Source organism: Azospirillum sp. TSH58 (genome assembly GCF_003119115.1).
GTDB lineage: Bacteria > Pseudomonadota > Alphaproteobacteria > Azospirillales > Azospirillaceae > Azospirillum.
The window spans coordinates 552028-578410 of record NZ_CP022366.1; the positions used below are offsets into that span (position 1 = coordinate 552028).

Genomic DNA, 26383 nt, shown 5'->3' on the forward strand with positions numbered 1-26383 from the left:
GGGTGGTGACCGGGGAATGGCAAAACCAGACGCCCCTGCCTCCTTCACAGCCTCCGGCCAGAGCGGAGCCGGAAGCGCACCGGACGTCCGCCATATGTATGCATAAGAGGGCATCCATATCCAGGTAATCGCGCCGCCGGCGATGCGTTGGGAAGGATACCCGGATTCGATCAGGCGCGCGACCCGAAATGCCAACAGATCGTCGTCACCTGCCGCACGATCCCCGCCTGGTTGCGCAGCCCGGTCTTGCCCAGGATCGACGAGACCTGATTGTAGACGGTGCGCCGCTCCACCCCGCGGTCCTCGGCGATCTCGTCGACGCTCCGGCCGGAGCACAGGGCCAGCGCGATCTCGGCTTCCGAGGTGGTGATCTGGAGAAGCTCGGCGACGGCGCGCGCCGACACGGTGGGCAGCACATCCGGATCGACCAGCGTGAGAAGAAGGATGCCGTTCATCGGGCCGCCGCTCCCGACGCTCTGGGCGGGCGGCTCCGACAGAGTGGCGAAGTAGGGCGACGGCTGGTCCAGGCGCGACACGCGCAGCGTGATCGGCGTGCGGGTGCGGCGGCGGAAGAAGCCGGCGGCCCGCTTGCCCAGCTCCGCCTGCTCGGTCGGGGCGCCGGGGATGCACAGCCGTCCGCCGACGATGGACAGCCCGTCCCCCCGCGACAGGATGGAGGCGAAGGACGGGTTGCCGTCGATGACCTGGCAGCGCGGCGTCAGCAGCGCCGCCGGATAGGGCAGGGCGTCGAGAAGCCGGACGACGAAGGCGGGCTGGGCCGGTTGCGGAAGGGCGCCGCTGCCGTTGAGGGAGATCAGGCTGTCGAAGCCACCCCGGACGCTTTCCTGGACGTTGCTGGTGACGTCGCGCCGGATCTGGTACCACCAGCCGTCCGTGTCATCCAACCTTTCGTAGGTGATCTGGATGACCCGCCCGTCGGAATGAAGCGTGAAAGACTGCCAGAACCGGTTGAACCGGCGCAGATTTTCGGCATAGCCGATCCACCGGTCCGGATCGGAATAGATGGTGTCCGAACCGAATTTCTTGTGCTTTACGCATTCCCACACGATGTCGCGGAAGGTGACCGACCGCGAATAGTCGATGAAGGGATAGATGGTCTTCTGCTTGTCGTTGGTCGCCAGCAGCGTGTCGCTCTTGTCGAAGATGGCGAGCCCGGCGTTCATGTCCCTGGCGCGGCCGGAAAGATCGTGGACCAGATCAGACATCAATCCCTCCTCTTTCTCTCGCTGCCGGGGGTGAGGGGTACCCCCCTGAACGGGGCCTTGACCGCCGTTCAGGGGGGCGTCGCGAAGCGCGCTGCCGTTCGAACGAATTTAGCAGAAAACCGGCCGTATCATGCAACGCTCAATACGATGGTATGACGCTCAGGCCGCCTCGACCGTGAGGAAGCAGCCGGCGAGTTCCTCCGTCCGCAGCTCCACGCCGAGCGTCGCCCGGAAAGCGTCCTGGGTGTTGGCGACGGCCTTCTGCCACGCGGCGGCGTCGGGAGCGTCCGGGTGATGATGGACGCGGGCGCCGACCAGCCGCATCATGTCCGCCTCGTAGCGGTCCATGAACAGGATGTGCTCGTGCCACGCCGCGTCCGCCGCCTTCGTCGGCACCAGGATCAGGTTCGGCTTGGCCGCCACCACGACGAGGAACTGGCGGTAGGCCTCGACCGAGTCCGTGGCCTGCTCCGGCGTGTAGCCGGCCATCTCGAGCCGCTTGTTGATGAAGGAGAGGTCGAGGTTCGCCGGCTGCACGGACAGGACGCGTTCGCTGTTGTCGTTCATTCTCGATGATCCTTTCAGAAGGGAATGAGGTTCACTGCGGTCCTCAAGGGCCTCCGCCCGATGACGCCGGCCGGTGCGCTGCGGCAGAAGGGGGGCCGCCGGCATGTCCGGTCCGATCGAGAGGGAGGCTGGCGGCGTCCCGACGGCCGTCGCCTGCGTATGGCGTCGGTCGGCATGGTCCGGCAGCGCGCCGGGGGAAACCGCCAAGGCTGCGTTCGTGTGCGCAACGCGCCCCGTTAGCTCCTGCAACAGGCCCGTCATGCACCCCTCCTGCATACCCGAGTGTATCTTAGTACCGGTTGTGCAAGTGCTCAAGAGCATATCGCGTATTTGTATTGAATCTGAACGATCAATTCTTCGGAATTGCATGCATACGCAATCCATTTCGCGGGAATCATGGTTTGGGGCCCCGCTTCGCAGGGAAGGGGAGGGCGCGGCCTCGCGATCACCTCTTCGTTTGAAGCCCGCGCGCAAACCATGGGTCCGCGCTGACGCGGCAGGCCGATCTTCGGTCCGTCGGGGGCGGGGAAGGGCCGGGACAGAGGGCGGACGTCGCTCAACCGTCCAGCGCCACCGCCTCCAGCGCCGGCAGGTCGCAGGCGAAGACGTTCGGCGCCCGCTCGACCACGAGACCCGCGCGCTTGAACTCGGCGATGGTGCGGCTGGCCGTTTCCATGCCGACGCCGAGCATGGCGCCCAGATCCTCGCGGCCCGACAGCAGGACCGGTTCGTTCGGAGCGTCGGCGGCGAGCTTCAGGAACAGCCGGGCCAACCGCCGCCGGGCGCTGCCGGTGGACAGCTCGGTCAGCCACTCGTCGGCCTGGTGCAGGGATTGGTACCAGCGCTCCATCAGGCGGGCGTGCAGGCGCGGCGTCTCCTTGCTCAGCCGTTCGACCACCGCGCGCGGCAGGCGGCAGGTCTCCGCCTCCTGAAGCACGACGGCGGTGTGCTCGTAGGGCTTGCCGACCAGCACCTCCAGCCCGGCGACGGCGCCCCGGCGGAGCAATCGGACGATGCGCTGCGTGCCGTCGGGCAGGAATTGGACCAGCTTCACCAGCCCGCTGCGGATCGTGTAGAGGGAGCCGCCCTCGTCCCCCGCGCTGTAGAGCGTGGCGCCGGGCTGGAAACGCAGCTCGTCGATGGGGATGTGGATCAGGTCGAAGTCCTGGTCGCGCAGGTCGCCGAACAGGACGAGGTCCCGGATGGCGCAACTGCTGCAGCGCGCGGTGCCCAGCCGTGCGGCGTCGATTCCGTTCCGATGCACCCCTGCCTGCCTTCCGTCCGCCGGACCCGTTCCGCCCGAAGCTCCGGAACGAATTTTACGCGGTCCGGTCGAAAAGTTCCAACCGCGTGGATCCGTCACGGTCGGTATCCCGTATCCTGTCCTACCCCCTTTCCCATGTTGCGCGCAACGAAAGGCAATCTATATGACCAATCGCTTATGCCCTTGTTCTGAAGTGGTATTGTTTCAGTCTCCTGCCGTTGATAACCAAAGAGATGCCCGCCAAGCCAAACATTCGACATTATCTGAAATCATCGAATAGACCGGACAGCGAGCAGGGCATTAAGGAGCGACCTATTGGATTGTCTTTGTTCTTGGAGTGAACGCTGCCGTGAGGACCGGCGCCGTGACCGTTGGTGATTTGGATCTCGACGCCTGCAGCCGGGAACCGATCCATCGCCCCGGCAGCATCCAGCCCCACGGCATGCTGTTGGCTTTCTCCGGAAGCGCCCCCGGCGCCACCCTGATCCAGGCCAGCGCCAACGCCGCCCCGGCGCTGGCCCTGCCGCTGGAGCAGGCGTTGGGTCAGCCGTTGGAGCAGGCCCTGCACCCGCTGATCGCCACCGCGGCCGGATCCTTTCTCGCCGCCGGTCCGGTGCCGTCCCGCCCGGTGCCGGTCGCCGTGACCGACCTGCCCGGCGCCGGCCGTCACCAGCTTCTCGCCCACGCCATCCGTGACGCGGCGGGCAACGACGTGGTGATTCTGGAACTGGAGCGGCTGGACGGGCTGGAGACCGGCCTCATCGACCACGTCTATCCGCGCATGCGCGAGGCGCTGGAGCGGCTGGACGCGCTGAACGCGCCGGCGGACCTGCTGAGCTGCGCCGCGCAGGAGGTGCGGGCGCTGACCGGTTTCGACCGCGTGCTGATCTACCGCTTCGACGCCGACTGGCACGGCACGGTGGTGGCGGAGGACGGGAACGGGCGGCTGCCCTCCTACATGGACCTGCGCTTTCCCGCCTCCGACATCCCCACCCAGGCGCGCGAGCTGTACCGGCTGAACCGCCAGCGGCTGATCCCCGACGCCGGCTACGCGCCGGTGCCCCTGGTCGCGATGCCGCTTCTTCCCGCCGGGGCGCCGCTGCTCGACCTCAGCTTCTCCGTCCTGCGCAGCGTGTCGCCGGTGCATGTCCAGTACATGCGGAACATGGAAACCGCCTCCTCCATGTCGGTGTCGATCCTGCTGCACGGGTCCCTGTGGGGCCTGGTCTCCTGCCACCACCGGGAGCCGAAGGCGGTGTCCTACGCCGTGCGCGCGGCCTGCGACCTGATCGCCCAGATCCTGTCCGTGCGCATCGCCGCGGTGGAGGACCGGCGCGACGCGGAGCACCGCATCGCCCTGCAGGGCATCCAGGCGCGGCTGCTGGCCGCCATGGCGCAGACCGATCCCTTCATCGCCGGGCTGACCGAGCATCCCGACGACCTGCTGCGCTTCGCCAACGCCAGTGGAGCCGCCGTCGTCTTCGAGCGGCGCTGCACGCTGGTCGGCGACACCCCGACGGAAGAGCAGGTGCGCGACCTCGTGGACTGGCTGGCCGCCCAGGGCGAGCCGGAGCAGTTCGAGACCGACAGCCTGCCCGCCCTCTACCCGCCCGCCGCGGCGTTCGAAGGCAAGGCGGCGGGGCTGCTGGCCATCGCCGTGTCGAAGCTGCACGCCAGCTACGTGCTGTGGTTCCGGCCCGAGGTCGTGCGGACCGTCCGCTGGGGCGGCGACCCGCGCAAGCCGCTCGACCGCGAGGGGCAGGCGCTGAGCCCGCGCGCCTCCTTCGAGACCTGGAAGGAGACGGTGCGCCACCGCGCGCTGCCCTGGACCGCGGCGGAGCGCGACACTGCCGCGGCGCTGCGCCACGCCGTCATCGGCATCGTCCTGCGCAAGGCGGAGGAGCTGGCCGCCCTGTCGCGGGAGCTGGCGCGCTCCAACAAGGAGCTGGAGTCCTTCTCCTACTCCGTCTCCCACGACCTGCGCGCGCCGTTCCGCCACATCGTCGGCTACGCCGAACTGCTGCAGGAGCTGGAGTCGGACCAGTTGAGCGACACCGGGAAGCGCTATCTGGGCGTCATCGTGGACGCGGCCAACAGCGCCGGCACGCTGGTGGACAACCTGCTGCACTTCTCCCAGATGGGACGCAGCGAGCTGACCCCCGTCTCCATGGACATGAACGCCCTGGTGGCGGAGGTGCGGGAGACGCTGGCGCCCGACACCGCCGGGCGGGCCATCGAGTGGGACATCGCCCCGCTGCCCACGGTGCGCGGCGATCCCGTGATGATGCGGCTGGTTCTGCAAAATCTTCTGTCGAACGCCATCAAATACTCCCGCGGCCGGGAACCGGCGCGCATCGCCGTGGGTTGCGAAGACCGACCCACCGAAACCCTCTTCTTCGTCAGGGACAACGGGGTCGGTTTCAACCAGGCTTACGAGAAGAAGCTGTTCGGGGTGTTCCAGCGGCTTCACCGCAACGAGGAGTTCGAAGGCATCGGTATCGGTCTGGCCAACGTGCGCCGCGCCGTGGACCGCCATGGCGGACGGACCTGGGCCGACGGGCGGCTCGACAAAGGGGCCATCTTCTACTTCACGCTGCCGAAGGCCGGGGCGGCGAAACCGGATCTGCGAGCTCTCGATGAGTGACCTGAAACCCATCCTGCTGGTCGAAGACAACCCGCGGGACCTCGAACTGACCCTGGCGGCGCTGGAGAAATGCCAGCTCGCCAACGACGTGATCGTCGCCCGCGACGGTGAGGAGGCGTTGCGGATGCTGACCCGGCGCGATCCGGAAACCGGAAAGCCGACCCAGCTTCCCGCCGTCGTCCTGCTCGACCTCAAGCTGCCGAAGATCGACGGGCTGGAGGTGCTGGAGCGGGTGAAGAGCGATCCGGAGACCCGGCACGTCCCCATCGTGATGCTCACCGCGTCGCGCGAGGAAAGCGACCTCGTGCGCAGCTACCGGCTGGGCGTGAACGCCTTCGTGGTGAAGCCGGTGGACTTCAAGGCGTTCTTCCAGGCGATCCGCGACCTGGGCGCCTTCTGGGCGATCCTGAACGAACCCCCGGTCGGCTGCACCCGCCGCCCGGCGGGAATCCCGCCCGCGGGAAAAGGCGCCTGAAGGAATGCCTGCCGGAATGCCCGCTGCCGTGACCATCCTGCATCTGGAAGACAGCCCGCTGGACTGCGAGCTGGCCTGCGCGCGGCTGCGCAAGGCGGGAATCTCCTGCGACGTGACCCGCGTGGACACCCGCGCGGCCTTCGAGGCGGCGCTGGACGGGCGGCGCTTCGACCTGATCCTGGCCGACTTCTCGCTCCCCGATTTCGACGGGCTGGAGGCGCTGGAGATCGCCAAGGCCCGTGCCCCGGAAACCCCCTTCCTGTTCCTGTCCGGGCGCATGGGGGAGGAGACGGCGGTGTCGGCGCTGAAGATGGGGGCGCGCGACTATGTGCTGAAGCAGCGGCTGGCCCATCTGCCCGCCGCGGTGGAGCGGGCGATCGTGGAGGCGCGCACCCTGGCCGAGCGGCGGCTGGCCGAGGAGAATCTGCGCCGGCTGCGGCAGGCCATCGACGACATCCGCGACTACGCCATCGTCACGCTGGACCCGGAGGGGCGCATCACCTCGTGGAACGAGGGCAGCCGCCGCCTGTTCGGCCACACCGAGGAGGAGGCGCTCGGCCGCCCGCTCTCCCTGCTCTTCGCGCCGGAGGAGCGTTGCGCGGAGAACATCCACGGCCTGCTGGCCGGGGTGGCGGAGAAGGAGCGCTGCGAGGTCGAATGGATCCACGCGGCGCGGGACGGGCGGCGCTTCTTCGGCTCCACCGTGCTGACCGTGGCGCGCGACGCCACCGGCGCGCCGGCCGCCTATTCGGTGGTGGTGCGCGACATCACCGACCGCCGCGCCTCGGAGATCGCGCTGCGCGACAGCGAGGCCAAGTTCCGCGCCATCGCGGAGAGCATGCCGCAACTCGTCTGGTCGGCCCCGCCGGACGGCCTCCCCGACTATTACAACCTGCATTGGTTCGCCTACACCGGCACCCGGCCGGAGGCGATGACCGGAACGGCCTGGATGGATGTGGTCCATCCCGACGACCGGGCGCGGACCGCCGCGCTGTGGAACGGCGCGGTGCGGTCGGGCGACGCCTACGAGGTCGAGTACCGGCTGCGCGAGGCCGGGGGCCGGTATCGCTGGTTCCTCGGGCGGGCGGTGCCGCTGCGCGACGCGGACGGGCGGATCACCCGCTGGTTCGGCACCTGCACCGACATCGACGACGCGGTGAAGGCGCGCGCGGCCCAGGCCGATGCCCGCGAGGATCTGGAGCGGCAGGTGGCCGAGCGCACGGCGGAGCTGGTGGCCGCCAACCGCCGGCTGCTGGGCGAGGTGGCGGAGCGGCAGCGCGCCCAGGCCGACCTCAGCGCGCTCTACGCCAAGACGCCGGTGCCGCTGCATTCCCTGGACGCCGAGGGCCGGCTGCTGAGCGTCAGCGACCGCTGGCTGGAGTTCATGGGCTATGACAGCCGGGGTCAGGTCCTCGGCCGCAACATCGTCGACTTCATGCCGCCGGACGTCGCGCGGGAGCACCGGGAGCACCTCTGGCCGGAGCTTATGCGGCTCGGGGCGTTCCAGGACATGCCCTACCGGCTGGTCAAGCGGTCGGGGGAGGTCGCCGACGTGCTGGTCTCCGCCCGGATCGAGCGGGACGGCTGGGGGGCCTTCCTGCGCACCATGGCCGCGGTGGTCGACGTTTCCGCCCGCCTGCGCGCCGAAGCCGAGCGCGAACGGGCGGAGGAGGCCCTGCGCCACTCCCAGAAGATGGACGCGCTGGGTCAGCTCACCGGCGGCATCGCCCATGATTTCAACAACCTGCTGACGGCGATCTCCGGAAACCTGGACCTGCTGCTGTCCCGGCTGGACACCGCGGAGCGGGCGGACCTGCGCGACTACGCCACCCACGCCAAGGTCGGGGCGACCCGCGCCGCCGGATTGACGCAGCGCCTTCTCGCCTTCGCCCGGCGGCAGCCGCTGCGTCCCGACGCGACGGAGCCCCGCGTGCTGGTCGAGGGAATGGAGGACCTGCTGCGCCGCACGGTGGGCGAGCAGGTGTCCATCGCGACCGATTGCCCGCCGGACGTCTGGGCGGCCTGGTGCGATTCCAACCAGCTGGAGATCGCGCTGCTGAATCTGGTGGTGAACGCCCGTGACGCCATGCCGGATGGCGGGCGCATCACCATCACCGCCGCCAACGCCCATCTGACGGCGGCCGACGTGGCGGGCGACGCTTCCGGCGCGTCGCCCGGCGACTACGTCGTCCTGACCGTCGCCGACACCGGGATGGGCATGCCGCCCGACATCATCAAGCGCGCCTTCGACCCCTTCTTCACCACCAAGCCGATCGGGCAGGGGACCGGGCTGGGGCTGTCCCAGGTCTATGGCTTCGTCAGCCAGTCCCGCGGGCTGGTGCGCATCGACAGCGAATCCGGGCGGGGCACCGCCGTGCGCCTCTACCTGCCGCGCTGCGACGGGGAGGAGGGGGTCGGCCTGCCGCCGGGAGCCGCCGCGGCGCCCGCCGACGAGGCGGTGGACGGCACCGCCGGAACCGTGCTGCTGGTGGAGGACGAGGCGCTGGTCCGCATGGTCGCGGTGCAGGCGCTGGAGGACGCCGGGCTGGACGTCGTCGAGGCGTCGGACGGAACGGAGGCGCTGGAGCTGCTGGACGGCGGCCTGCGCGCCGATCTGGTGGTCACCGATGTCGGGCTTCCCGGCATGAACGGGCGGCAGCTCGCCGAGGCGGTGCACGAGCGGCGGCCCGAGCTGGGCGTTCTGTTCATGACCGGCTACGCCTACGACGCCACGCTCGGCACCGGCATCCTGGAACCGGGCTGCGAGGTGCTGCAGAAGCCCTTCGAGACGACGGCGCTGGTCGCCCGCGTCACCGGCATGCTGGCCCACACGCGCGGCGGCGGCAGTGGTGGTGGCGCCCTGCGCGAATCTGTCCCGGAACGCCACTGCGACTGACGCGTTATCCTCCTCTAAGGACGAGTCCGGCCCCGCGCATGGACTCCGCGCGGGGGGAGGACGGGCGATGCTTCAGGTCTCCGAATCGCAGGTGCGCCTGGGGCTTTCGGCGCCGGACAAGACGGAGGCCATCCGCATCGCCGGGCGGGCGATGGTCGACAGCGGCCTGATCGAGCCCGGATACATCGACAGCATGCTGGGCCGCGAGGCGGTGTCCGGCACCTATCTCGGCAGCGGCATCGCCATTCCCCACGGGCTTCCCGACGCCCGCGATCTGGTGCGGCGGACCGGCGTGGTGGTGGTCCAGTTCCCTCAAGGTGTCGATTGGGGCGGCGGGGAGCCGGCGCGGCTGGTCGTCGGCATCGCCGCCAAGTCGGACGAGCACATCGCCGTCCTGCAACGGCTGACCGGCGTGCTGGGCGACCCCGCGGAGGCCGAGCGGCTGGGCGCCACGAGCGACCCGCGCGCCATCATGGCCGTGCTGAACGGGGAGGCGCCCGCCGCACCCGCGCCGGAGCCGGTCGCGCTTCCCATCGAAGGGGACGCCATCGCGGTCACCGCCCCGTCGCCCCACGGGCTGCACGCCCGCCCGGCGACGGCGCTGGTCGAGGTCGCCAAGCGCTTCCGCGCCGAGATCGCCGTCCGGCACGGCGGCACCACGGCCAACGCCAAGAGCCTGATTTCCCTGCTGCGCCTCGGCGCGTCCGGCGGCCAGCCTCTGACTGTCAGCGCGTCGGGCGAGGACGCCGCCGCGGCGCTCCAGGCCATCCGCGCCGCCTTCGAGGCGGGGCTGGACGAGCCGGTCCCTGGCGGGCCGGCGCCCGCGGAGGAGCCGGCCCCGCGGGCCGTTCCGGCCGACCTCGATTACGACGGGCGGGTGATCGCCGGCATCTCCGCCTCCCCCGGCGTCTCCATCGGCCCGCTCTGGAAGTTCCAGCGGGAGGAGCTGACGGTCGCCGAGACCGCCCCCGATCCCGAGGCGCAGCACCGGCGGCTGGACCAGGCGCTCGCCGCCGCCGCCGCCGACCTGCGCAACCTGCACGAGGAGTTCTGGAAGAAGGCCGGCGCCGCCAAGGCCGCCATCTTCAAGGCGCATCAGGAGCTGCTCGACGATCCCGAGATGGTCGCCGAGGCCCACGCCCTGATCGACCGCGGCAAGAGCGCCGGCTGGGCGTGGCGCGCGGTCTACGAGGAGCGCGCCGGCACGCTGGCCCAGCTCGCCGACCCGCTGCTGGCCGGACGGGCCGCCGACCTCAGCGACGTCGGGCGCCGGGTGCTGCGCCTGCTCGCCGTGGTGACGGAAAGCGTGGCGGCCCTGCCGGACCACCCCGTCATCCTGCTGGCCGAGGATCTGGAGCCGTCCGACACGGCGAAGCTCGACCCGGCCAGGGTGCTGGGGCTGTGCACGGCGGGGGGCGGCGCCACCTCGCACACGGCGATCATCGCGCGCTCGCTGGACATTCCCGCGGTGGTCGCCGCCGGGCCGTCCGTGCTGGATCTGGAGAACGGGCGCGCGGCGATCCTCGACGGCGACGGCGGCGTGCTGGTCGCCGACCCCAGCGAGCGCGACCGCGGCCGGGCGGCCGAGGCCCGGGTCAAGGTGGGCGAGCGGCGGGAGGCCGAGCGGCTCGACCGCTACAAGCCGGCCATCACCACGGACGGCAAGCGCGTCGAGGTCGCCGCCAACATCTCCGACCCGGCGGAGGCGGTGCAGGCCGTGGAGGCGGGCGGCGAGGGCGTCGGGCTGATGCGCACGGAGTTCCTGTTCCTTCAGCGCGACCTGCCGCCGGACGAGGAGGAGCAGTTCGCCGCCTACCAGACCATGGTGCGGGCGATGAACGGGCTGCCGATCATCCTGCGCACGCTGGACATCGGCGGCGACAAGAACGTCCCCTACCTGCGCATGCCGGCGGAGGGAAACCCGTTCCTGGGGGTGCGCGGCATCCGCCTGTGCTTCGAGCGGGAGGACCTGTTCCGCACCCAGCTCCGCGCCATGCTGCGGGCTTCGGTGGAGGGGCCGGTGCGCATCATGTACCCGATGATCGCCGTGCCCGCGGAGCTGGAGCGCGCCAAGGCCATCACCGAGGCGGTGCGGCGGGAACTGAACGTGCCGCCGGTGGAGCTTGGCATCATGATCGAGGTGCCGTCCGCCGTGATGATGGCCGACCGGCTGGCGCGGGAGGTGTCCTTCTTCTCCATCGGCACCAACGACCTGACGCAGTATGTGCTGGCGATGGACCGGCTGCACCCGGTCCTGGCCCCGCAGGCGGACGGGCTGCACCCCGCCGTCCTGCGCATGGTGGAGCGCACCGTGGAGGCCGCCCGCCGCGCCGGAATCTGGGTCGGCGCCTGCGGCGGCGTGGCCGGCGACCCGGCGGGAGCGGTCCTGCTGGCCGGGCTGGGCGTCGCCGAGCTGAGCGTGGCGATCCCCGCCGTGGCCTCCGTGAAGGCGCGGCTGCGCGCCATCGCCATGGCCGACGCCGAACGCACCGCCCGCGAGGCGCTGGACTGCGCCGACGCGGCGGAGGTGCGGGCGCTGGTCCGTCACCGTTTCGCCGACGCCGGAGGCCTGTCATGACCGCTGCGACCACCCCACGCCCCGGCGTCGTCACCGTGACGCTGAACGCCGCCATCGACCAGACGCTCGACGTGCCGGGATTCGCCGCCGGAGCGGTCAACCGGGCGGTGGCCGAGACGCGGACCGCCGGCGGCAAGGGCATCAACGTCGCCGCCTTCCTGTCCGGTGGCCCGGCTCCGGTGACCGCCACCGGCTTCCTCGGCGAGGAGAACACCGCCGTCTTCGACGCGCTGTTCCGCCGCCGCGGCATCCGCGACCGCTGCCTGCGCCTGGCCGGCCGCAGCCGGGTGAACATCAAGCTGGTGGACCGCGAGGGCCGCTCCGTCACCGACATCAACCTGCCGGGCCTGCATGTGCCGGCGGAAAGCTGGCGGGGGCTGCTGACCGTGGTGAACGACCTCGCCGCCGCCAACCGGACCTTCGTTCTGTCGGGCAGCGTCCCGGCGGGCGTGCCGGACACCGCTTATGCCGAGATGGTCACCGCCCTGCACGCCCGCGGCGCCTTCGTGGTGGTGGACGCCAGCGGCCCGCCCCTGCGCCACGCCGTGGCCGCCCGCCCCGACATGGTGAAGCCGAACGCCGCGGAGCTGGCCGAACTGCTGGGCCGCCCGCTGAAGGATCGGGCCGAGGTGGTGCGCGCCGCCCGCGAGCTGTCGGAGTCCGGCATCGCGCTGGTCGTCGTCTCGCTGGGCGCCGAGGGCGCCGTCTTCGTGGAGGGCGGCCGCGCCCTGCTCGCCGTGCCGCCGCCCGTGGAGGTCGCCAGCACGGTCGGCGCCGGCGACGCCATGGTCGCCGGGGTCGTCGCCGCCCGGCTGGAGGGGCTGGGGCTGGAGGAGTGCGCGCGGCGCGGCACCGCCTACGCCGCCGGCACGCTGTCCCGCCTCGGCCCCGAACTGCCGCCGCCGGAGCGGCTCGCCGAGCTGATGCGGGCCGTTCGAACAGAAGACGCGCGGGTGGAGCAACTGTAAGGCTTTTCAGCGCCGGAGGGATCGCGATGGCAAAGCTCGTGGCTGTGACCGCCTGCCCGACGGGGATCGCCCACACCGTCATGGCGGCCGAGGCGCTGCGCCGCACCGCCGTGCTGATGGGCCACGCCATCGCGGTGGAAACCCAAGGGTCGAACGGCGTGCAGACGCCGCTCTCCGCCGCCGACATCGCGGCGGCCGACGCGGTGATCCTGGCCACCGACATCGCCGTGGACGATTCCCGCTTCGCCGGCAAGCCGATCCTGCGCACCTCGACCGCCGCCGCGATCCGCGACACCAAATCGGTGATCGGCAACGCCCTGGGCCACGATCCGGCCGCCCCGCCCGAAACCGCCGCTCCGCAGCCGGCCCCGAAGCCGGCCCCGAAACCGGCACCCACCGCGGTGCGCAGCCCCGGCCTGCTGGTCGCCATCACCGCCTGCCCGACCGGCATCGCCCACACCTTCATGGCGGCGGAGGCGCTGAAGCAGGCCGCCCAGGCCAAGGGCTACCGCATCAAGGTCGAGACCCAGGGCTCGGTCGGCGCGAAGAACGCGCTGACGGAGGAGGAGATCGCCGAGGCCGAGGCCGTCATCATCGGCGCCGACACCCATGTCGCCACCGACCGCTTCGCCGGCAAGCGGCTGCTGAAGACCTCGGTGGGGGAGGCGCTGAAGCAGCCCGCCCGCGTGATCGACGAGGCGCTCGCCCTGCCGGCGCCCGCCGCGCCGGGAGGCGCCGCCGCACCCGCCTTCGCCGACGCGGTATCGGGCGCCAAGGCGCGGCAGAAGGAGGCGCAGTCCGGCCCCTACAAGCATCTGCTGACCGGCGTGTCCTTCATGCTGCCCCTCGTGGTGGCCGGCGGCCTGATCATCGCCCTGTCCTTCGTCTTCGGCATCGAGGCCTTCAAGGAGCCGGGAACCCTGCCCGCGGCGCTGATGCAGATCGGCGGGGAGGCGGCCTTCGGGCTGATGGTGCCGGTGCTGGCGGGCTACATCGCCTATTCCATCGCCGACCGGCCCGGCCTCGCCCCCGGATTCATCGGTGGGATGCTGGCGGCCAAGATCGGCGCCGGATTCCTGGGCGGCATCGTGGCGGGCTTCCTGGCCGGCTACATCGCCCGCTGGCTGCGCGACACCATCCGGCTGCCGCAGAACCTGGAGGGGCTGAAGCCGGTGCTGATCATCCCGCTCCTGGGCACGCTGGCGGTCGGTTTGCTGATGATCTACGTCATCGGCACGCCGGTCGCCGCGATCATGAACGGGCTGACGGCCTTCCTGCAGAGCATGACCGGCGCCAACGCGGTGGCGCTCGGCGCGCTGCTGGGCGCCATGATGGCGCTGGACATGGGCGGGCCGGTCAACAAGGCGGCCTACACCTTCGCGGTCGGGCTTCTCGCCTCCAACACCTACACGCCGATGGCCGCGGTGATGGCGGCCGGCATGACGCCGCCGCTCGGGCTGGCGCTCGCCACGATGATCGTGCCCAGCCGCTTCACCCTTCAGGAGCGCGAGGCGGGCAAGGCCGCGGGCGTGCTCGGCCTCGCCTTCATCACGGAAGGGGCGATTCCCTTCGCGGCCAAGGACCCGCTGCGCGTCATCCCCGCGGCCATGGCCGGGTCGGCGGTGGCCGGCGCCCTGTCGATGTGGTTCGGCTGCGGCCTGCGGGCGCCGCACGGCGGCGTCTTCGTGCTGGCGATCCCCAACGCGGTGGCGCCGCTCGCCCCCTACGTCCTGGCCATCGTCGCCGGGACCATCGTCACCACGCTCGGCCTGATGATCCTGAAGCGCCGCGTGGATGCGGACCCCGCCGCGGCGCCGGCCCTCGACACGGCGGCTGCGACCTCGACCAGCCCCGCGCCCAGCGGGGCGGGGCGCTGACGGGCCGGGACCGCTGCACCCTCCGCTGCACCCTCCGCTACACCCGTTGCCACACCCACTGATTGCCGGTCATACCGCAAATTAGTTTTAATTTTCGCCAAAATTGAAAGAACTCGACAACTCCAGAGTGCTATCGCTAGCTTTGCGATGTTCCGCCGCCGGCCTGTTCCGCAGTCCCCTGGAGGAACGGCAGCCGGCGGAGCGTGATGAGGATCTCGTATCGCATAGCGACGGTGGGTGGAATCCCGGTGGTCATCGCGGCGCTGATCGCGGTGTCCGCGTGGATTTTGCTGGAGCGCGCCGGCCGCTCGCGCGAGGCCGCGGTCCTGGCCGGCACCGTCTACCGCGAGATGATCGCCGCCACCGCGGCCCGCAACGACTTCATCCACTCCACCCCCGAAGGCCGCCTGCCCCATGAGGTCACCTTCCGCCGCGCCACCCACGGCGCGGGGGAGGCTCTGGAGGCGCTGGGAGGGCTGGCGGCTCAGGGCATCCAGGCCGACGCCGTGGAAACCGCCCGCCGCGCGTCCGACCGTCACGCCGCCCGGCTGGAGGAGCTGGTCGACGCCATCGCCTTCAGCGACGCCCGCGCCCGCGGCATGGCGGAGCAGGAGGCGCGACTGCTCGCCCTGGCCGAACAGGCGCGTCAGCGGCAGCACGCCACCAACGCGGCGCTCGTCGCCTCCCTGGCCGACACCGACCGGCGGATGCGCGACGGCCGCGTCCTTGTCGACGGCCTGCACGCTCTGCGGGAAGCGGTGCTGAACGCCCGGCTGGCGGCCAAGGACGAAACAGGCATCGCCGGCTTGTCCGATCCGCTGCCCAATCCGCTGCCCGATCCGCTGTTGCGCTCCGATGACTTGTCCCTGCGGCTGGACCGGGTGGGGCGAGCCGCCGACCGGCTTGCCGCATTGCTCTCCGCCGACACCGTTCAGGGAACGGCCCTGGCCGCACTGACGCGGTTGCGGGCCGAACGGCTGGACCGGGACACGCTTCCGGATCTGGCGTCCCGCTATGATGCGTTCGTCGAGCGGGTGCTGAAAGCCGCCGACACCGGCTACAGCGCCTCTCAGGCCGAGGTGGCGGAGCTTCTGCGCCACACCGTGTCGGCCCACGCCATGGAGCAGGAGACCCAGACGCTGGCCATGACCGCCCTGACGCTCAGCGGACGGACCCTGAGAGCGCTGGAGCGGCGCGATCCCCGCAGCCTGCGCGACGTCGCAACCGACAGCGGGCGGCTGCTCGACCGGGTGGCCGGGCTGCCCATCTCCCCGCTGATCCAGGACGAGATGCTGGCCGCCCTCACCGCGTGGCGCGATGGGCTGGAGCGCGCCACCGACGGGCTGGCCCGCCAGAACGGCGCCATCGCCGCCATGGACATGGACGCGGCCGCGGTGATGAACACCGCCCGCCGCCTGAACGACCTGTTCCAGGACAGCGCGGTGCGCAGCGCCGGCCTGCTGCGCTCCACCCTGCTCATCGGGGCGACCATCGGCCTGCTGTTCGCCGCCGGAGCCGCGCTCCTGGTGGCCGGCGGCATCACGCGGCCCCTGCGCCGTCTCCAGGGCGCCACCCGGCGGCTGGCCCGCGACCCGCGCGACGGGCGGGTGACCGACCTGGAGCGGCGGGACGAGCTGGGCGACATGGCCCGCGCCGTCCATCACTTCGCCGCCGAGATCAACCGCCGCGAGGATGATCTGCGCCGCGCCAAGGAGCAGGCCGATGCGACCCTGGCGGAGCTGCGGCGGACCCAGGCCCATCTGGTGCAGGCGGAGAAGCTGGCCGCGCTGGGGCAGGTGGTGGCCGGGGTGGCGCACGAGATCAACACGCCGCTCGGCATCACGCTCACCACCTCCACGCTGATCCGCGAGAAGGTGCCGAAGATGAAGCACCTTCTCGAGTCCGGCCAGTTGCGCCGCCGCGAGCTGGAGCGTTTTCTGACCGACATGGGCGACGTGTCCGACCTGCTGGTCAACAACACCGTCCGTGCGGCGGAGCTGGTCCAGCGCTTCAAGGAGCTGGCGGTCGACCCGGCGGTCGAGAAGCGCGGCCGCTTCGACCTCCGCCTCTGTCTGATGCAGGCGGTCGAGGCGCTGGAGCCCTTCTGGGGATCGCCGGAGCATCGGATCATCGTGGACTGCCCGCCGGGGCTGGTGGTGGATGGCTATCCGCAGGCGGTCGCGCAGATCGTCTCGCATCTGCTGCTGAACGCGGTCAGCCACGGCTTCGCGGGCGACGGGACTGCGGAGGCGGAAGGGGGCGCGGAGGGCGGGCGGCGCGGCACCGTGACGGTTCACGCCCGCAAGGCGGCAGCGGAGGTCGTCGAGCTGGTCGTCGCCGACGATGGGCGAGGCATCCCGGCGGAGCTGCGGGCGCGGATCTTCGATCCCTTCTTCACCACGCGCCGCGATCGGGGCCACGCCGGGCTCGGCCTGCACATCGTCCACAACGCGGTCAGCCAGCTCGGCGGCACGATCGCCCTGGAGGATGGAGAGGAGAGGACGGGCGGGGCCCGCTTCGTCATCCGTCTGCCTCCGGCCGCGCGGGAGACGAACGGCGCCTGAGGCGGGAGAGCGGGTATTCCGTCTCGCCAAAACTTGCGCGCCATGCCGATACCGGTTTACTGAAAAGCGAGTCCGCTTGACGGTAACAACGCTGGGTTCGGAGCATGGCGACGATCGAGGAAGCCTACGCGGTCGCCATCGAACACCATCAGGCCGGGCGCCTGGACGAGGCGGCGATCATCTACCAACGCATCCTGGACGCCGATCCGGAGCAGGCCCACGCCTCGCACCTGCTGGGCATCGTCGCCGGGCAGCGGGGCCGACCTGCCGAAGCCGTCGCGCTGATCGCCGCCGCGGTGGCGCGGGACGGGCTGAACACCGCCTTCCTCGGGAATCTGGGCGCGGCGCTGAAGGCCGCCGGCCGGTACGACGAGGCCATCCGCCATTTCGCCCGCGCCTTGGCTCTGGAGCCGGCGGCGCGCGGTGTTCCGGGCAATCTCGGCTCCGCCCTGGCCGCCGATGGCCGGATCGGCGGGGCCGTGTCCTGGCTGGGGCGCGCCGCCGCCCTCGACCCGGCGCATTTCGAGACGCTCCTGAATCTGGGCATCGCGCTGCGCGACGCGGGCCGGTTCGGCGAGGCGGAAGCGGCGCTGGAGGCTGCCAAGGCGCTGCGCCCGGACCATCCGCACCCGGTCTGCGAACTGGCGGTGCTGAAGCTGGCGCTCGGCGATTTCGAAGAGGGTTTGGCGCTTTACGAACGGCGCTGGGACTACACCGGCCAAGCCGCGGCGGTGTCCGGCAAGCCGGTGTGGCGGGGCGAGGACATCGCCGGGAGGACCATCCTCCTCTATTACGAGCAGGGCCTGGGCGACACCCTGCAATTCGTCCGCTATGCGCCGCTGCTGGCCGACCGCGGCGCGCGGGTGCTGCTGATCGTCCAGCCGGAGCTGCGGCGCCTGCTGGCCTCGGTGCGGGGCATCGACCGTCTGGCCACCTACGACGACGCGGCGGCGCTGCCGGACTTCGACCTGTGCTGCCCGCTGATGAGCCTGCCCTTCGCCTTCGGCACGCGCATCGACGGGATTCCCTCCGGCGAGCCCTACATCACGCCGCCCCCCGCTCTGGTGGCGGCCTGGGCGGAGCGGCTCGGCTGGAACCGGACCGGGGAATCCGCCGGGAAACGCCCGTTGCGCGTCGGATTCGTCTGGTCGGGCAACCCACGGCGCCACGACCCCACCTCCCATGCGATGGACCGCCGCCGCAGCGTGCCCTTCGCGCTGATGGAACCGCTGCTGTCGGTGCCGGGGGTCGAGGCGGTCAGCCTCCAGGTCGGGGATGCGGCGGAGCAGGCGCGGGCGGCCGTCGCGGCGGGGCTGCTCAACGACGCCATGGCGGGCGTGACCGACTTCGCCGACAGCGCGGCCATCGCGGCGCATCTGGACCTCGTCATCACCGTGGACACGTCGGTCGCCCACCTCGCGGCGGCGATCGGGCGCCCGGTGTGGATGCTGTCGCGCTCCGACGCCTGCTGGCGCTGGTTCCGCGGGCGCGACGACAGCCCGTGGTACCCGACGATGCGCCTCTACCGGCAGGACTCGCCCGGCGACTGGGGGCCGGTCATGGCCCGTGTGGGCCATGACCTTGCCGCAGCCGCCGCGGAGCGGGATCAGAACTGCGCCGAGGCGCTCAGCAGGAAGGCCCGGCCCGGCTGGTAGAGCGGGGTGACGGTGCCGAATTCCTGCCCGTAGGTGGCGCGGTCGGCGTAGGTCTCGTCGAAGAGGTTGCGGACGTCGAGGCGCAGCGCCAGATTGGCGTGTTCCGGCAACCGGTGCTCCACGAAAAGGTTGGCCGTCTGATAGCCCTTCAGCGGCCGCTGCCCGGCCTGCACCTTGTCGTAGTCGAGCACGAACTCCAGGTCGGCGCCCAGGGTCAGGTTCCAGGACTGGACGGTGTGGGCGCCGCCGACGGTGAAGACCTGCCCGATCGGCGTGGCGAGGTAGGTGCCGGTGTCGGAATCCGCGGGCAGGCCGTCGATCGTCACGTCGATGTCGGCGTATTTGGCGCGGATGAAGCCGTTCGTCCAGGCGTAGCCGAGACCCAGCTCATAGCCTTCCGACCGCACGTCTCGGGCGAGGGTGGCGCTTGTGGCGGCGAAGCGCGCGGCGCGGGCGTCGTCCAGCTTGGTGCGGAAGATCCGGCCTTCCGCGGTGAAACCCTCGTAGCGGGCCTCAAGCCCGGCGGTGCTGTTGTAGGCCGTCACCGGGCGCGGACCGGCGCCGTAGTTCCAGGCCGGGTTCATGATGTAGTTCTCGGCCAGCTGGACGCCGCCCCAGCCGCGGGACACGCCGGCCTTGGCGGTCAGATAGCGCGGCAGCAGGTCGAACTCGCCCGAGAGGTTGTGGCTGAGGCCGTGGTTGGTCCATTCCCGCCCGGTCGTCCCCTCGAAGGTCTGGCGGTCGCCGCGCAGGCCGAAGGACAGGCGCAGCCGCTCCATCGGCTCCAGCCGGGCCTGCCCATACAGGCCGTTGTTGCGCGCCCGCTCGGTCGCGGTCATCGTCCGGTCCCGGTAGTTGGCGCGGTCCACGTAGAAGTCGGTGCCCGTCGTGAAAGTGCCGATCCGGAAGCCGAAGCTGTTCTCAAGCTTGCCGTTGAAGGAGCTGGTCGCCCCCTTGCCCGGGTAGCTCCCCGGCACGGTGCTGCTGCCGACCGGGCGGGTGAAGATCGGCGTCTCCACGTCGGTGCGGCCATAGGCGAGCACCAGCTTCGGATTCCACAACTCCGTCGGCAGGGCGTCGGTGTAGGTGAAGACCATGTTCTGGCGGTCGAGCGTGTAGTCGCGCACGCGCGGCTCCCAGGCCGGGCGCCCGGCCAGCGACCCGATGTTCGCGCGGAAGGGCCGCGGCGCGTCGTCGTAGACCCGCTCGTAGCTGGCCTGGAAGCGGTGGCCGCTCTCCGTCTGCACCGCCGCCTTGCCGAGGCCGCTGACCACGTCCGTCTCGGTGCCGTCCACCGTGCGCCCGTTGCCCGCCGTGTATTTGCCGCCCTTGCCGTAGGTCACGGTGCCCAGCGCCTCCAGCCCCTGGTGGCGTCCGAAGCCGGCGAGGTTGGTGGTCAGGCCGGAGCCGTTCGTGTTGAAGGTGGTCTTGCCGAAGGCGCCGACGCCGTCGCTCGCCAGGAAGTCGCTGGCGTCCTTCGTCTCATAGGCGATGGAGCCGGCCAGCGCGCCCGGCCCGGCGTCGGCGGGGGCGACGCCGGCGTCCACCCGCGCCACCTTGAGCAGCGCCGGGTCGATCAGCGTGGTGCCGTTGTGGTGGAACACCTTGTTGTTCTGGCGGCTGCCGTCGATGGTGACCGCCAGATTGGTCTCCTCGACGCCGTTCACATAGACCTTCTGCGACATCGGCACGGAACTGCCCACGCGGATCGTCGGCTCGCCGGAGAAGACGTCGCGGAGGTCGCTGGGATTCTTGCGCTCCAGATCCTCCCTGGTGATGGTGACGGTGCCGCTTCCGCTGCCGGCGCCGGTCGAGGCGGTGACCGACACCGGCGCCAGCATCGTGACGTCGCCGGTCGGGGCCGGAACCAGAGTCGCGGAGCCGGTGCCGCTCATGCGGTAGCCGACGCCCGTCCCGGACAGCAGCGTGTCGAGCGCCTGGGCGGGCGTCATGCTGCCCGACACCGGGCGGGAGCTGCGCCCGGCGGCCAGATCGGCGGAGTAGCCGATCTGCCAGCCGGTCTGGCGCGCGAAGGCGTCGAGCGCCGCCGGCAGGGGCTGCGCCGGCAGCGCGAACGCCATCGTCTGCACGGCGCTCGCGGCGGACGCGGGCTGCTGGGCCAGGGACGGGGAGGGGAGGGCCAGGACACCGCCGAGCGCGGTGGTCGCCATCAGGGCCATGACCAGATGCCGGGCGGCGGTTCCCCGCGCGCATTCCACGAACTTGCCTGTCGAAACCGTCCGGCCTTCCATTCCTCACAACTCCCGTCTGCGCTGGTGGCGGGGGCGTGATGACCGGTGTATGGACCGCGCCCCTCTTTTCGGCAGACGCACGGAGCCGCGCCGTCTCACAAAAAAAGTCCTGAAAATTGGATAAAGCCGATCGAAGCGGGATTTACCGGAGCAGGATGATTCCGGCGGGAAGCTCGGTCACGCGGGCTCCCACAACGCCGGCCAGCGAGCGGATCGCCGCGGCGGGATCGTCCAACCGGTAGTTTCCGCTGACCCTTGCGCCGGCCAGACGGTCGCCGATCAGGATGACCGGCGCGTCATGGTAGCGCCGGATGGTGTCGACGACCGCGGCGAAGGGCTGGTCGTGGAACACATACCGCCCATCCTTCCAGGCCAGGGCGACTGCCGGATCGGGGCGGCCGGGCGCTGAGAGACCGTCCGCGGTGGCCGTCACCCCGTCACCCGGAACGAGGGTCACCGTCCGGCCCGGCGGCTCGCGCCGGCTGACCGACACCCGTCCGCGCTCCAGGAAGACGGTGTCCCGGCCGCCGTCCGACTGCACGGTGAAGGCGGTCCCGGTCACCTCCACCGCGCTGAAGCCGGCGGTGACGCGGAAGGGGCGGGCAGGGTCGCTGACCACGTCGAAGTAGGCCTGCCCCCGCAACAGCCGGACGTGGCGCCGGCCTTCGGCGAAATCGAGCGCGACCGCTGAATCGGTGTCCAGGATCAGCCGCGACCGGTCGGGCAGGGCGATCTCCCGCCGCTCCCCGGTGGCGGTGCGGTGGTCGGCGGTCAGGCGGAGCGTCAGCATGGGTTGAAGATGAACGCCGATGGCCAGCAGCAGCGCGGCGGCCGCCAGCGAGGCCCGCCACCCGCCACCCCGCCATAACCGCTGCGCCGCCGCGGGACGGGAACCGGCTGTCCGGCTGGAGGGGGAGGCGGGAGGAAGGGGCGTCTGCGGCTGGTGGGCGAGCGTCGCCGCCTGCAACTCGGGCATGGCCCCAAGCGCCGACAGACGGTCGAACGCCGCGGCGTGGCGCGGGTCGCTGTTTCGCCAAGCCAGATAGGCGGCGTGGGTGTCCGGGTTCGCAGGCGCGTCGAGGAGCGTCACGAACCAGGCGAGCGCCTCGTCCATGATCGGGTCCGCATGCCGATAGGCCCCGGCATCCTGTCGACCGTCTGCCTTGTCCTGCTCCACGCTGGCTTTCCACTCTTCCTGTGACCGGGCTCACGTACAGTTGAGACGTTTCATCGTTCAACGGGTCACAATTCGCAAACGGAAGCCGCAAATTGCAGCCTGCGGATGGTCATCCTGCGCGCCTTCGTCGAACCGGCTTGGCATATGAAATCTTGACATATGAAATTGAGAATCATTATCAGTTTCAGCATTGCAAGGCCGCCGATGTCGCACCGACCGCGGTGGTGCCCCCTCCGCCGCCGCGACCGACAGGCCTATCATGTCCGCAAGCCTCATTGCGATCTATCTCGATCACCGCCGCTCGCTGTTCGGGTGCGCGATGAAGATCGTGCGTGATCTTCAGGTCGCCGAGGATCTGCTGCAGGAAAGCTACTTGCGGGCTTGCAAGGCCGTGGAGAAGGGGCCCATCGACAACATCGGGGCCTTCCTCCACCGGACGGTCCACAATCTCGCGCTGGACCATCTCCGACGCTGCCGGACCCAGGAACGGTTCGAGGCCGGCCCGGCGGACACCGTCGAAGCGTTGCGCATCGCGTCGGAAACCCCTTCGGCGGAAGAGCGCCTGCTGCACCGTGAGCGGCTCTCCTGCTTCATGGACGCTCTGGACCGTTTGCCGGCCCGCGCCCGTCAGGTGTGGCTTCTGAACCGGGTCGAAGGCATGTCCTATCCCCAGATCGCCGCCCACTTGGGCGTGTCGCAGGGCACGGTGTTCAACGACATGAAGCTGGCGATGGGCCATTTCGTGGACGCCATGGCGCGCCGCGACCGCGCCGAGCCAACCGCAAGCCGGTCCGACGGACCGTCCTGGCCGTGGAGCGTTCTCCCGAATGACCGGAAGGGGGGAGCCTGACCCCGCGAGTCGGCGAGCAGATGCACCGTTGCGGTGTTTGGTGTCTGTCATGATGTGTTCGGTTGGGATGGCGCATATAAATCCCATAAGGTGTCTTATGGAAAATATCTTGAGTGAGATTTACGGTGCCGCATCCCTTGTCAGATCTGCGACACTCAGTGAGTTCCGGCTCTGGGATTCCGCAAACGACGGCTAAGGTATATCCAATCAGCTATCGGAAAGACTGTCGGCACCCTTCGAGCCAAACGTCACCATGCCCTTCGGGAACACACGCTCCTGCCGCCAAACGTGCAATCCGCCTGACACGTTCGTCGAGCGCAGCATCATCTGCACGAAGCTTGAAGGATGCTGGTGAGATAAGAACGGCTGCCAATCGAGCAAATTCCGTACGGCTTAACTCAGCCGGCGGCCGCCCATAGATTGCTTCACTTGCCTTATGGAAGCCAGTCACCCAGCCTTCCGGACCTTCACCCATTTCCAGTGTATCGAGCCAAAGGGCAAGGATCTGATCCTTGGAGAGTCGGCTTTCCAGCCCCATCGCGTACCCGGTCTGTCGTATCTTCCCGACACCCGGTTGGAATTTTTCGAAAGCAAGGCGCTTGGAAGCCGATTGCGTGATCGTCGTCGCTCCAGCGCCGGGGGTCGAAAAATCCACTCCGGCGTGATCGACGAAATTTGGGTCTTCAACTTTCAGCAACATCGCCAGATGGTCCGTGCCGAGCGAATCTCCTCCTAAACCCTGAGCGATCAGATCGTCTGCACGCTGACGTAATTGTGGAGCATCCGATAGAGCGTCCCAGTATCCTTTCCCACCGTAAGTAAGGGCCGCGACGACAAGCGAAACAACAAGAAGACTTGCGAGCTTGAAAAATCGTCTCATGGGGCGTTCCCCAAGGCGTGATGTATGAGCCGAAGCATTCATCTGGTCTCCCGCTGGTCTGGCCAAGCTGGTCATTCGGACAAGGTGGGCGGCATGATTGCGGTATTATTGCCGGGCGGGGCGATGGTTTCCAGCGTCATGCAGCACGCTCGCTGGACGGCCCATCCGTCATCATGGTCGCCCGCGACGGCAATGGTTGGAGCGCCCATGGGATCACGGTGAACGGCAATGCCGCCGCCCTGCAGGAAAATTCGGCACCGGGAACACGCAGGCCGTGTCCAGCCCCCACACCCGTGACTATGTGATCACCTGGTAACCCCTCCGCTGCGCGGATGAGGCTGTCTGAGTGGGCAGGCAATTTTCACAGTGTGAAAATGTGTAAAAATTCGTGGTGGCCCTTCATTTCCCGCAACATGGCTCCCCTTCCGGAAAGCGGCGTGCTAGGCTTTCGTCCGGCCTGTTGAAGGCCCCATGACCGGACCGACGGCCGGACCGGTCGGGAACATCAGGACAAGCGTACCATGAACCACATCGTCGCCCCCTCCTTTAAGGATCAGGGACTTAAGGACCAGACTCTCAAGGGGTTGGACCGCCCGGAATCGCCCCTTCTGGAGGGTGTGGACGGCATGTGGGCGATGCTGCGCGCCGAGGCGGAGAACGTCGTCGTCAAGGAGCCGTGGCTGCGCCCCTTCATCGACACGGCCATCCTGCTGCACCACGACTTCCCATCGGCGCTGGGCAGCCTGCTGGCGCGCAAGCTGGGCGATTCCTACATCTCCGCCGACCAGCTCGCGATGCTCGTGCGCTCGGCCGTCGCCGACGCGCCCTGCATCGTGGAGGAGGCCTGCTCCGACCTCCAGGCCATCTGCACGCGCGACCCGGCGGCCGACAACTGCCTGACGCCGTTCCTCTATTACAAGGGTTTCCACGCGCTGGAATGGCACCGCATCGGCCATTGGCTGTGGCGGCGCGAGCGGCGCGACCTCGCCCACTTCCTGCAAAGCCGGGTGTCGGAAGTGTTCGCGGTGGACATCCATCCGGCGGTTCCGGTCGGGCGCGGCGTCTTCATCGACCATGGCACCGGCGTGGTGATCGGCGAGACCGCGGTGGTCGGCAACGACGTGTCGATCCTTCAGGAGGTCACGCTCGGCGGCACCGGCAAGGAGCATGGCGACCGCCACCCGAAGGTGCGCGACGGCGTCCTGCTGTCGGCCGGGGCCAAGATCCTCGGCAACATCGAGATCGGCAGCCGCGCCAAGGTCGGGGCCGGCAGCGTCGTGCTGAAGGACGTGCCGCCCTGCGCCACCGTGGTCGGCGTCCCGGCGCGGATCGTCGGCTGGTGCCGCGACACCGTGCCGGCGCTCGCCATGGACCAGACCGTGCCGGAGCCGGAGTATCACATCTGACGGGCCGGGTGATGGACCGGGCCGGGCCGGAACTCCGGCGCGGTCATCTCCTCGCGGGTCAGGGCGATGAACAGGTCCACCACCGGGCTCTTGGAGCGGTTGGCGTCGAAGGCCACCTGAAAGGGCGCCTGATAGGACAGGACCTTGGGCAGCAGCACCCGCAGCCGCCCGGCCTTGACGTAGGGTGCCGCGTAATGGTCCGGCAGATAGCCGGCGTAGGCGCCGGACAGGATCAGCCGCGCCGCCCCCTCCATGTCGCTGACCGTCGCCTTGGGCGTTGAAATGGCGAAGATCTTCAGGTCGCGGGCGCCCCAATAGCTGCGCGCCACCAGCCGGTAGCGGCGGATTTCGTCCAGGTCGATGGCCTCGTCCGGCAGGGTGAACAGCGGGTGTCCGTCCGCCACGCAGAAGTGGATCGTCTCGTTGTAGAGGTCCTGGTAGGACAGGCTGGGCACGATGCGCGGAAAGCTGGCGATGGCGAGTTGCAACTGCCCGCCGATGACGTCGCGCAGAAGCTCGTTCGGCGGGCGCACATTGATGATCAGCGAGACCTCCGGCGCCGCCTCGGTGAAGCGGGCGAAGACGCGCTCCAGCGGGGCGCGCGGATCGGTCAGCGTGTTGTCCACCAGCCCGACCGCCAGCGTGCCGGTCAGCCGCTCGCGCAGGCCGCGCACCCGCCCGCGGAACCGCTCCAGCGTGTCGAACACCCGCCGCGCCTCGTCATAGACCGCCTGCCCTTCCGGCGTGAGCTGGAATCCCGACCGCCCCCGCCGGCACAGCCGCAGGCCCAACCGCGTCTCCAGATCGGCGAAATGGGTGGAGATGGTGGACAGCGACAGGTTCAGTTCGCTTTGCGCCGCACTGAATCCACCGGCCTCGACGATGGTCATGAACAACCGCAACAGGCGGAGATCCACGGTTTCCAGCTGAATCATCGCCATGGCGCCTGCCCTCCCCTGCCCCCACCCGATGGGTCCGGCCGCCTGATACTTCGACCCGGATCGAAGTAAGATACAAAACTTTCTGATTTTCGGGCAACGGCGCCGGGGGTCTAATGATCGCAGGCCACAATGCTGGCCTCACGAACAGATAAGCTCGTCCGCA

General features: G+C 70.0%; 17 protein-coding genes. 10 read left to right on the top strand and 7 right to left on the bottom strand.

What is annotated here, in order from left to right; translation table 11 throughout:
- Nucleotides 1-170: 170 nt before the first annotated feature.
- From TSH58p_RS21140 to TSH58p_RS21155, 3 genes are all read right to left on the bottom strand, one after another.
- Nucleotides 171-1226, bottom strand: a complete 1056-nt coding sequence (locus TSH58p_RS21140) for a helix-turn-helix transcriptional regulator (protein ID WP_109071620.1) — start codon at nt 1224-1226, stop codon at nt 171-173.
- A 159-nt stretch (nt 1227-1385) separates the two neighbouring features.
- Nucleotides 1386-1793 carry a hypothetical protein gene (locus tag TSH58p_RS21145; RefSeq protein ID WP_109071630.1) on the bottom strand — a complete coding sequence of 136 codons (408 nt, stop codon included), beginning with the start codon at nt 1791-1793 and terminating at the stop codon, nt 1386-1388.
- A gap of 556 nt (nt 1794-2349) precedes the next feature.
- Nucleotides 2350-3057: a Crp/Fnr family transcriptional regulator gene (locus tag TSH58p_RS21155; RefSeq protein WP_109071621.1), complete on the bottom strand. Its 708-nt coding sequence runs from the start codon at nt 3055-3057 to the stop codon at nt 2350-2352.
- A 364-nt stretch (nt 3058-3421) separates the two neighbouring features.
- Here TSH58p_RS21155 and TSH58p_RS21160 point away from each other — a divergent pair, with 364 nt between their 5' ends.
- The 8 genes from TSH58p_RS21160 to TSH58p_RS21195 all read left to right on the top strand — a co-directional run bounded on the left by TSH58p_RS21160 (nt 3422) and on the right by TSH58p_RS21195 (nt 18714).
- Nucleotides 3422-5701, top strand: coding sequence for an ATP-binding protein (locus TSH58p_RS21160; RefSeq protein WP_109071622.1), 2280 nt, complete (start codon nt 3422-3424; stop codon nt 5699-5701).
- Nucleotides 5694-6176, top strand: a complete 483-nt coding sequence (locus TSH58p_RS21165) for a response regulator (RefSeq protein WP_109071623.1) — start codon at nt 5694-5696, stop codon at nt 6174-6176. Before TSH58p_RS21160 ends, TSH58p_RS21165 begins: the two co-directional genes overlap by 8 nt.
- A gap of 16 nt (nt 6177-6192) precedes the next feature.
- Nucleotides 6193-9072 carry a PAS domain S-box protein gene (locus TSH58p_RS21170; RefSeq protein WP_158282641.1) on the top strand — a complete coding sequence of 960 codons (2880 nt, stop codon included), beginning with the start codon at nt 6193-6195 and terminating at the stop codon, nt 9070-9072.
- 67 nt (nt 9073-9139) lie between these two features.
- Nucleotides 9140-11650 (top strand): phosphoenolpyruvate--protein phosphotransferase, encoded by a 2511-nt coding sequence (ptsP, locus tag TSH58p_RS21175; RefSeq protein ID WP_109469395.1) that lies wholly within the window; start codon nt 9140-9142, stop codon nt 11648-11650.
- Nucleotides 11647-12618, top strand: a complete 972-nt coding sequence (gene pfkB / locus TSH58p_RS21180; protein ID WP_109070866.1) for a 1-phosphofructokinase — start codon at nt 11647-11649, stop codon at nt 12616-12618. The genes ptsP and pfkB overlap by 4 nt, the downstream gene beginning before the upstream one ends.
- Before the next feature lie 26 nt (nt 12619-12644).
- The gene (locus TSH58p_RS21185; RefSeq protein ID WP_109070865.1) at nt 12645-14495 is read left to right on the top strand and encodes a PTS fructose-like transporter subunit IIB; all 1851 of its coding nucleotides are present in this window, start codon (nt 12645-12647) and stop codon (nt 14493-14495) included.
- A 206-nt stretch (nt 14496-14701) separates the two neighbouring features.
- The gene (locus tag TSH58p_RS21190) at nt 14702-17059 is read left to right on the top strand and encodes a HAMP domain-containing sensor histidine kinase (protein ID WP_247874113.1); all 2358 of its coding nucleotides are present in this window, start codon (nt 14702-14704) and stop codon (nt 17057-17059) included.
- A 104-nt stretch (nt 17060-17163) separates the two neighbouring features.
- Nucleotides 17164-18714: a tetratricopeptide repeat protein gene (locus TSH58p_RS21195; protein ID WP_109070864.1), complete on the top strand. Its 1551-nt coding sequence runs from the start codon at nt 17164-17166 to the stop codon at nt 18712-18714.
- Here the strand turns inward: TSH58p_RS21195 and TSH58p_RS21200 are convergent.
- Together TSH58p_RS21200 and TSH58p_RS21205 are read right to left on the bottom strand one after the other, a co-directional pair.
- Nucleotides 18666-20966, bottom strand: a complete 2301-nt coding sequence (locus tag TSH58p_RS21200; RefSeq protein ID WP_109070863.1) for a TonB-dependent receptor — start codon at nt 20964-20966, stop codon at nt 18666-18668. The two genes, TSH58p_RS21195 and TSH58p_RS21200, sit on opposite strands and share 49 nt — an antisense overlap.
- A gap of 142 nt (nt 20967-21108) precedes the next feature.
- Nucleotides 21109-22080 (bottom strand): FecR family protein, encoded by a 972-nt coding sequence (locus tag TSH58p_RS21205; protein ID WP_247874112.1) that lies wholly within the window; start codon nt 22078-22080, stop codon nt 21109-21111.
- Between the two features lie 322 nt (nt 22081-22402).
- Between TSH58p_RS21205 and TSH58p_RS21210 the strand changes: the two genes are divergently transcribed.
- A complete protein-coding gene (locus TSH58p_RS21210) occupies nt 22403-22993 on the top strand; it encodes an RNA polymerase sigma factor (RefSeq protein WP_109070861.1) in 591 nt (196 codons plus the stop codon).
- 211 nt (nt 22994-23204) lie between these two features.
- On the opposite strand, the gene TSH58p_RS21215 is transcribed toward TSH58p_RS21210, so the two are convergent.
- On the bottom strand, nt 23205-23873 hold the full coding sequence (locus TSH58p_RS21215; RefSeq protein ID WP_247874111.1) for a transglycosylase domain-containing protein: 669 nt from the start codon (nt 23871-23873) through the stop codon (nt 23205-23207).
- Nucleotides 23874-24394: 521 nt separating this feature from the next.
- Between TSH58p_RS21215 and cysE the strand changes: the two genes are divergently transcribed.
- A complete protein-coding gene (cysE, locus tag TSH58p_RS21220) occupies nt 24395-25279 on the top strand; it encodes a serine O-acetyltransferase (RefSeq protein ID WP_109070859.1) in 885 nt (294 codons plus the stop codon).
- On the opposite strand, the gene TSH58p_RS21225 is transcribed toward cysE, so the two are convergent.
- Nucleotides 25270-26220, bottom strand: a complete 951-nt coding sequence (locus TSH58p_RS21225) for a LysR family transcriptional regulator (protein ID WP_109070858.1) — start codon at nt 26218-26220, stop codon at nt 25270-25272. The two genes, cysE and TSH58p_RS21225, sit on opposite strands and share 10 nt — an antisense overlap.
- Nucleotides 26221-26383 lie beyond the last annotated feature (163 nt).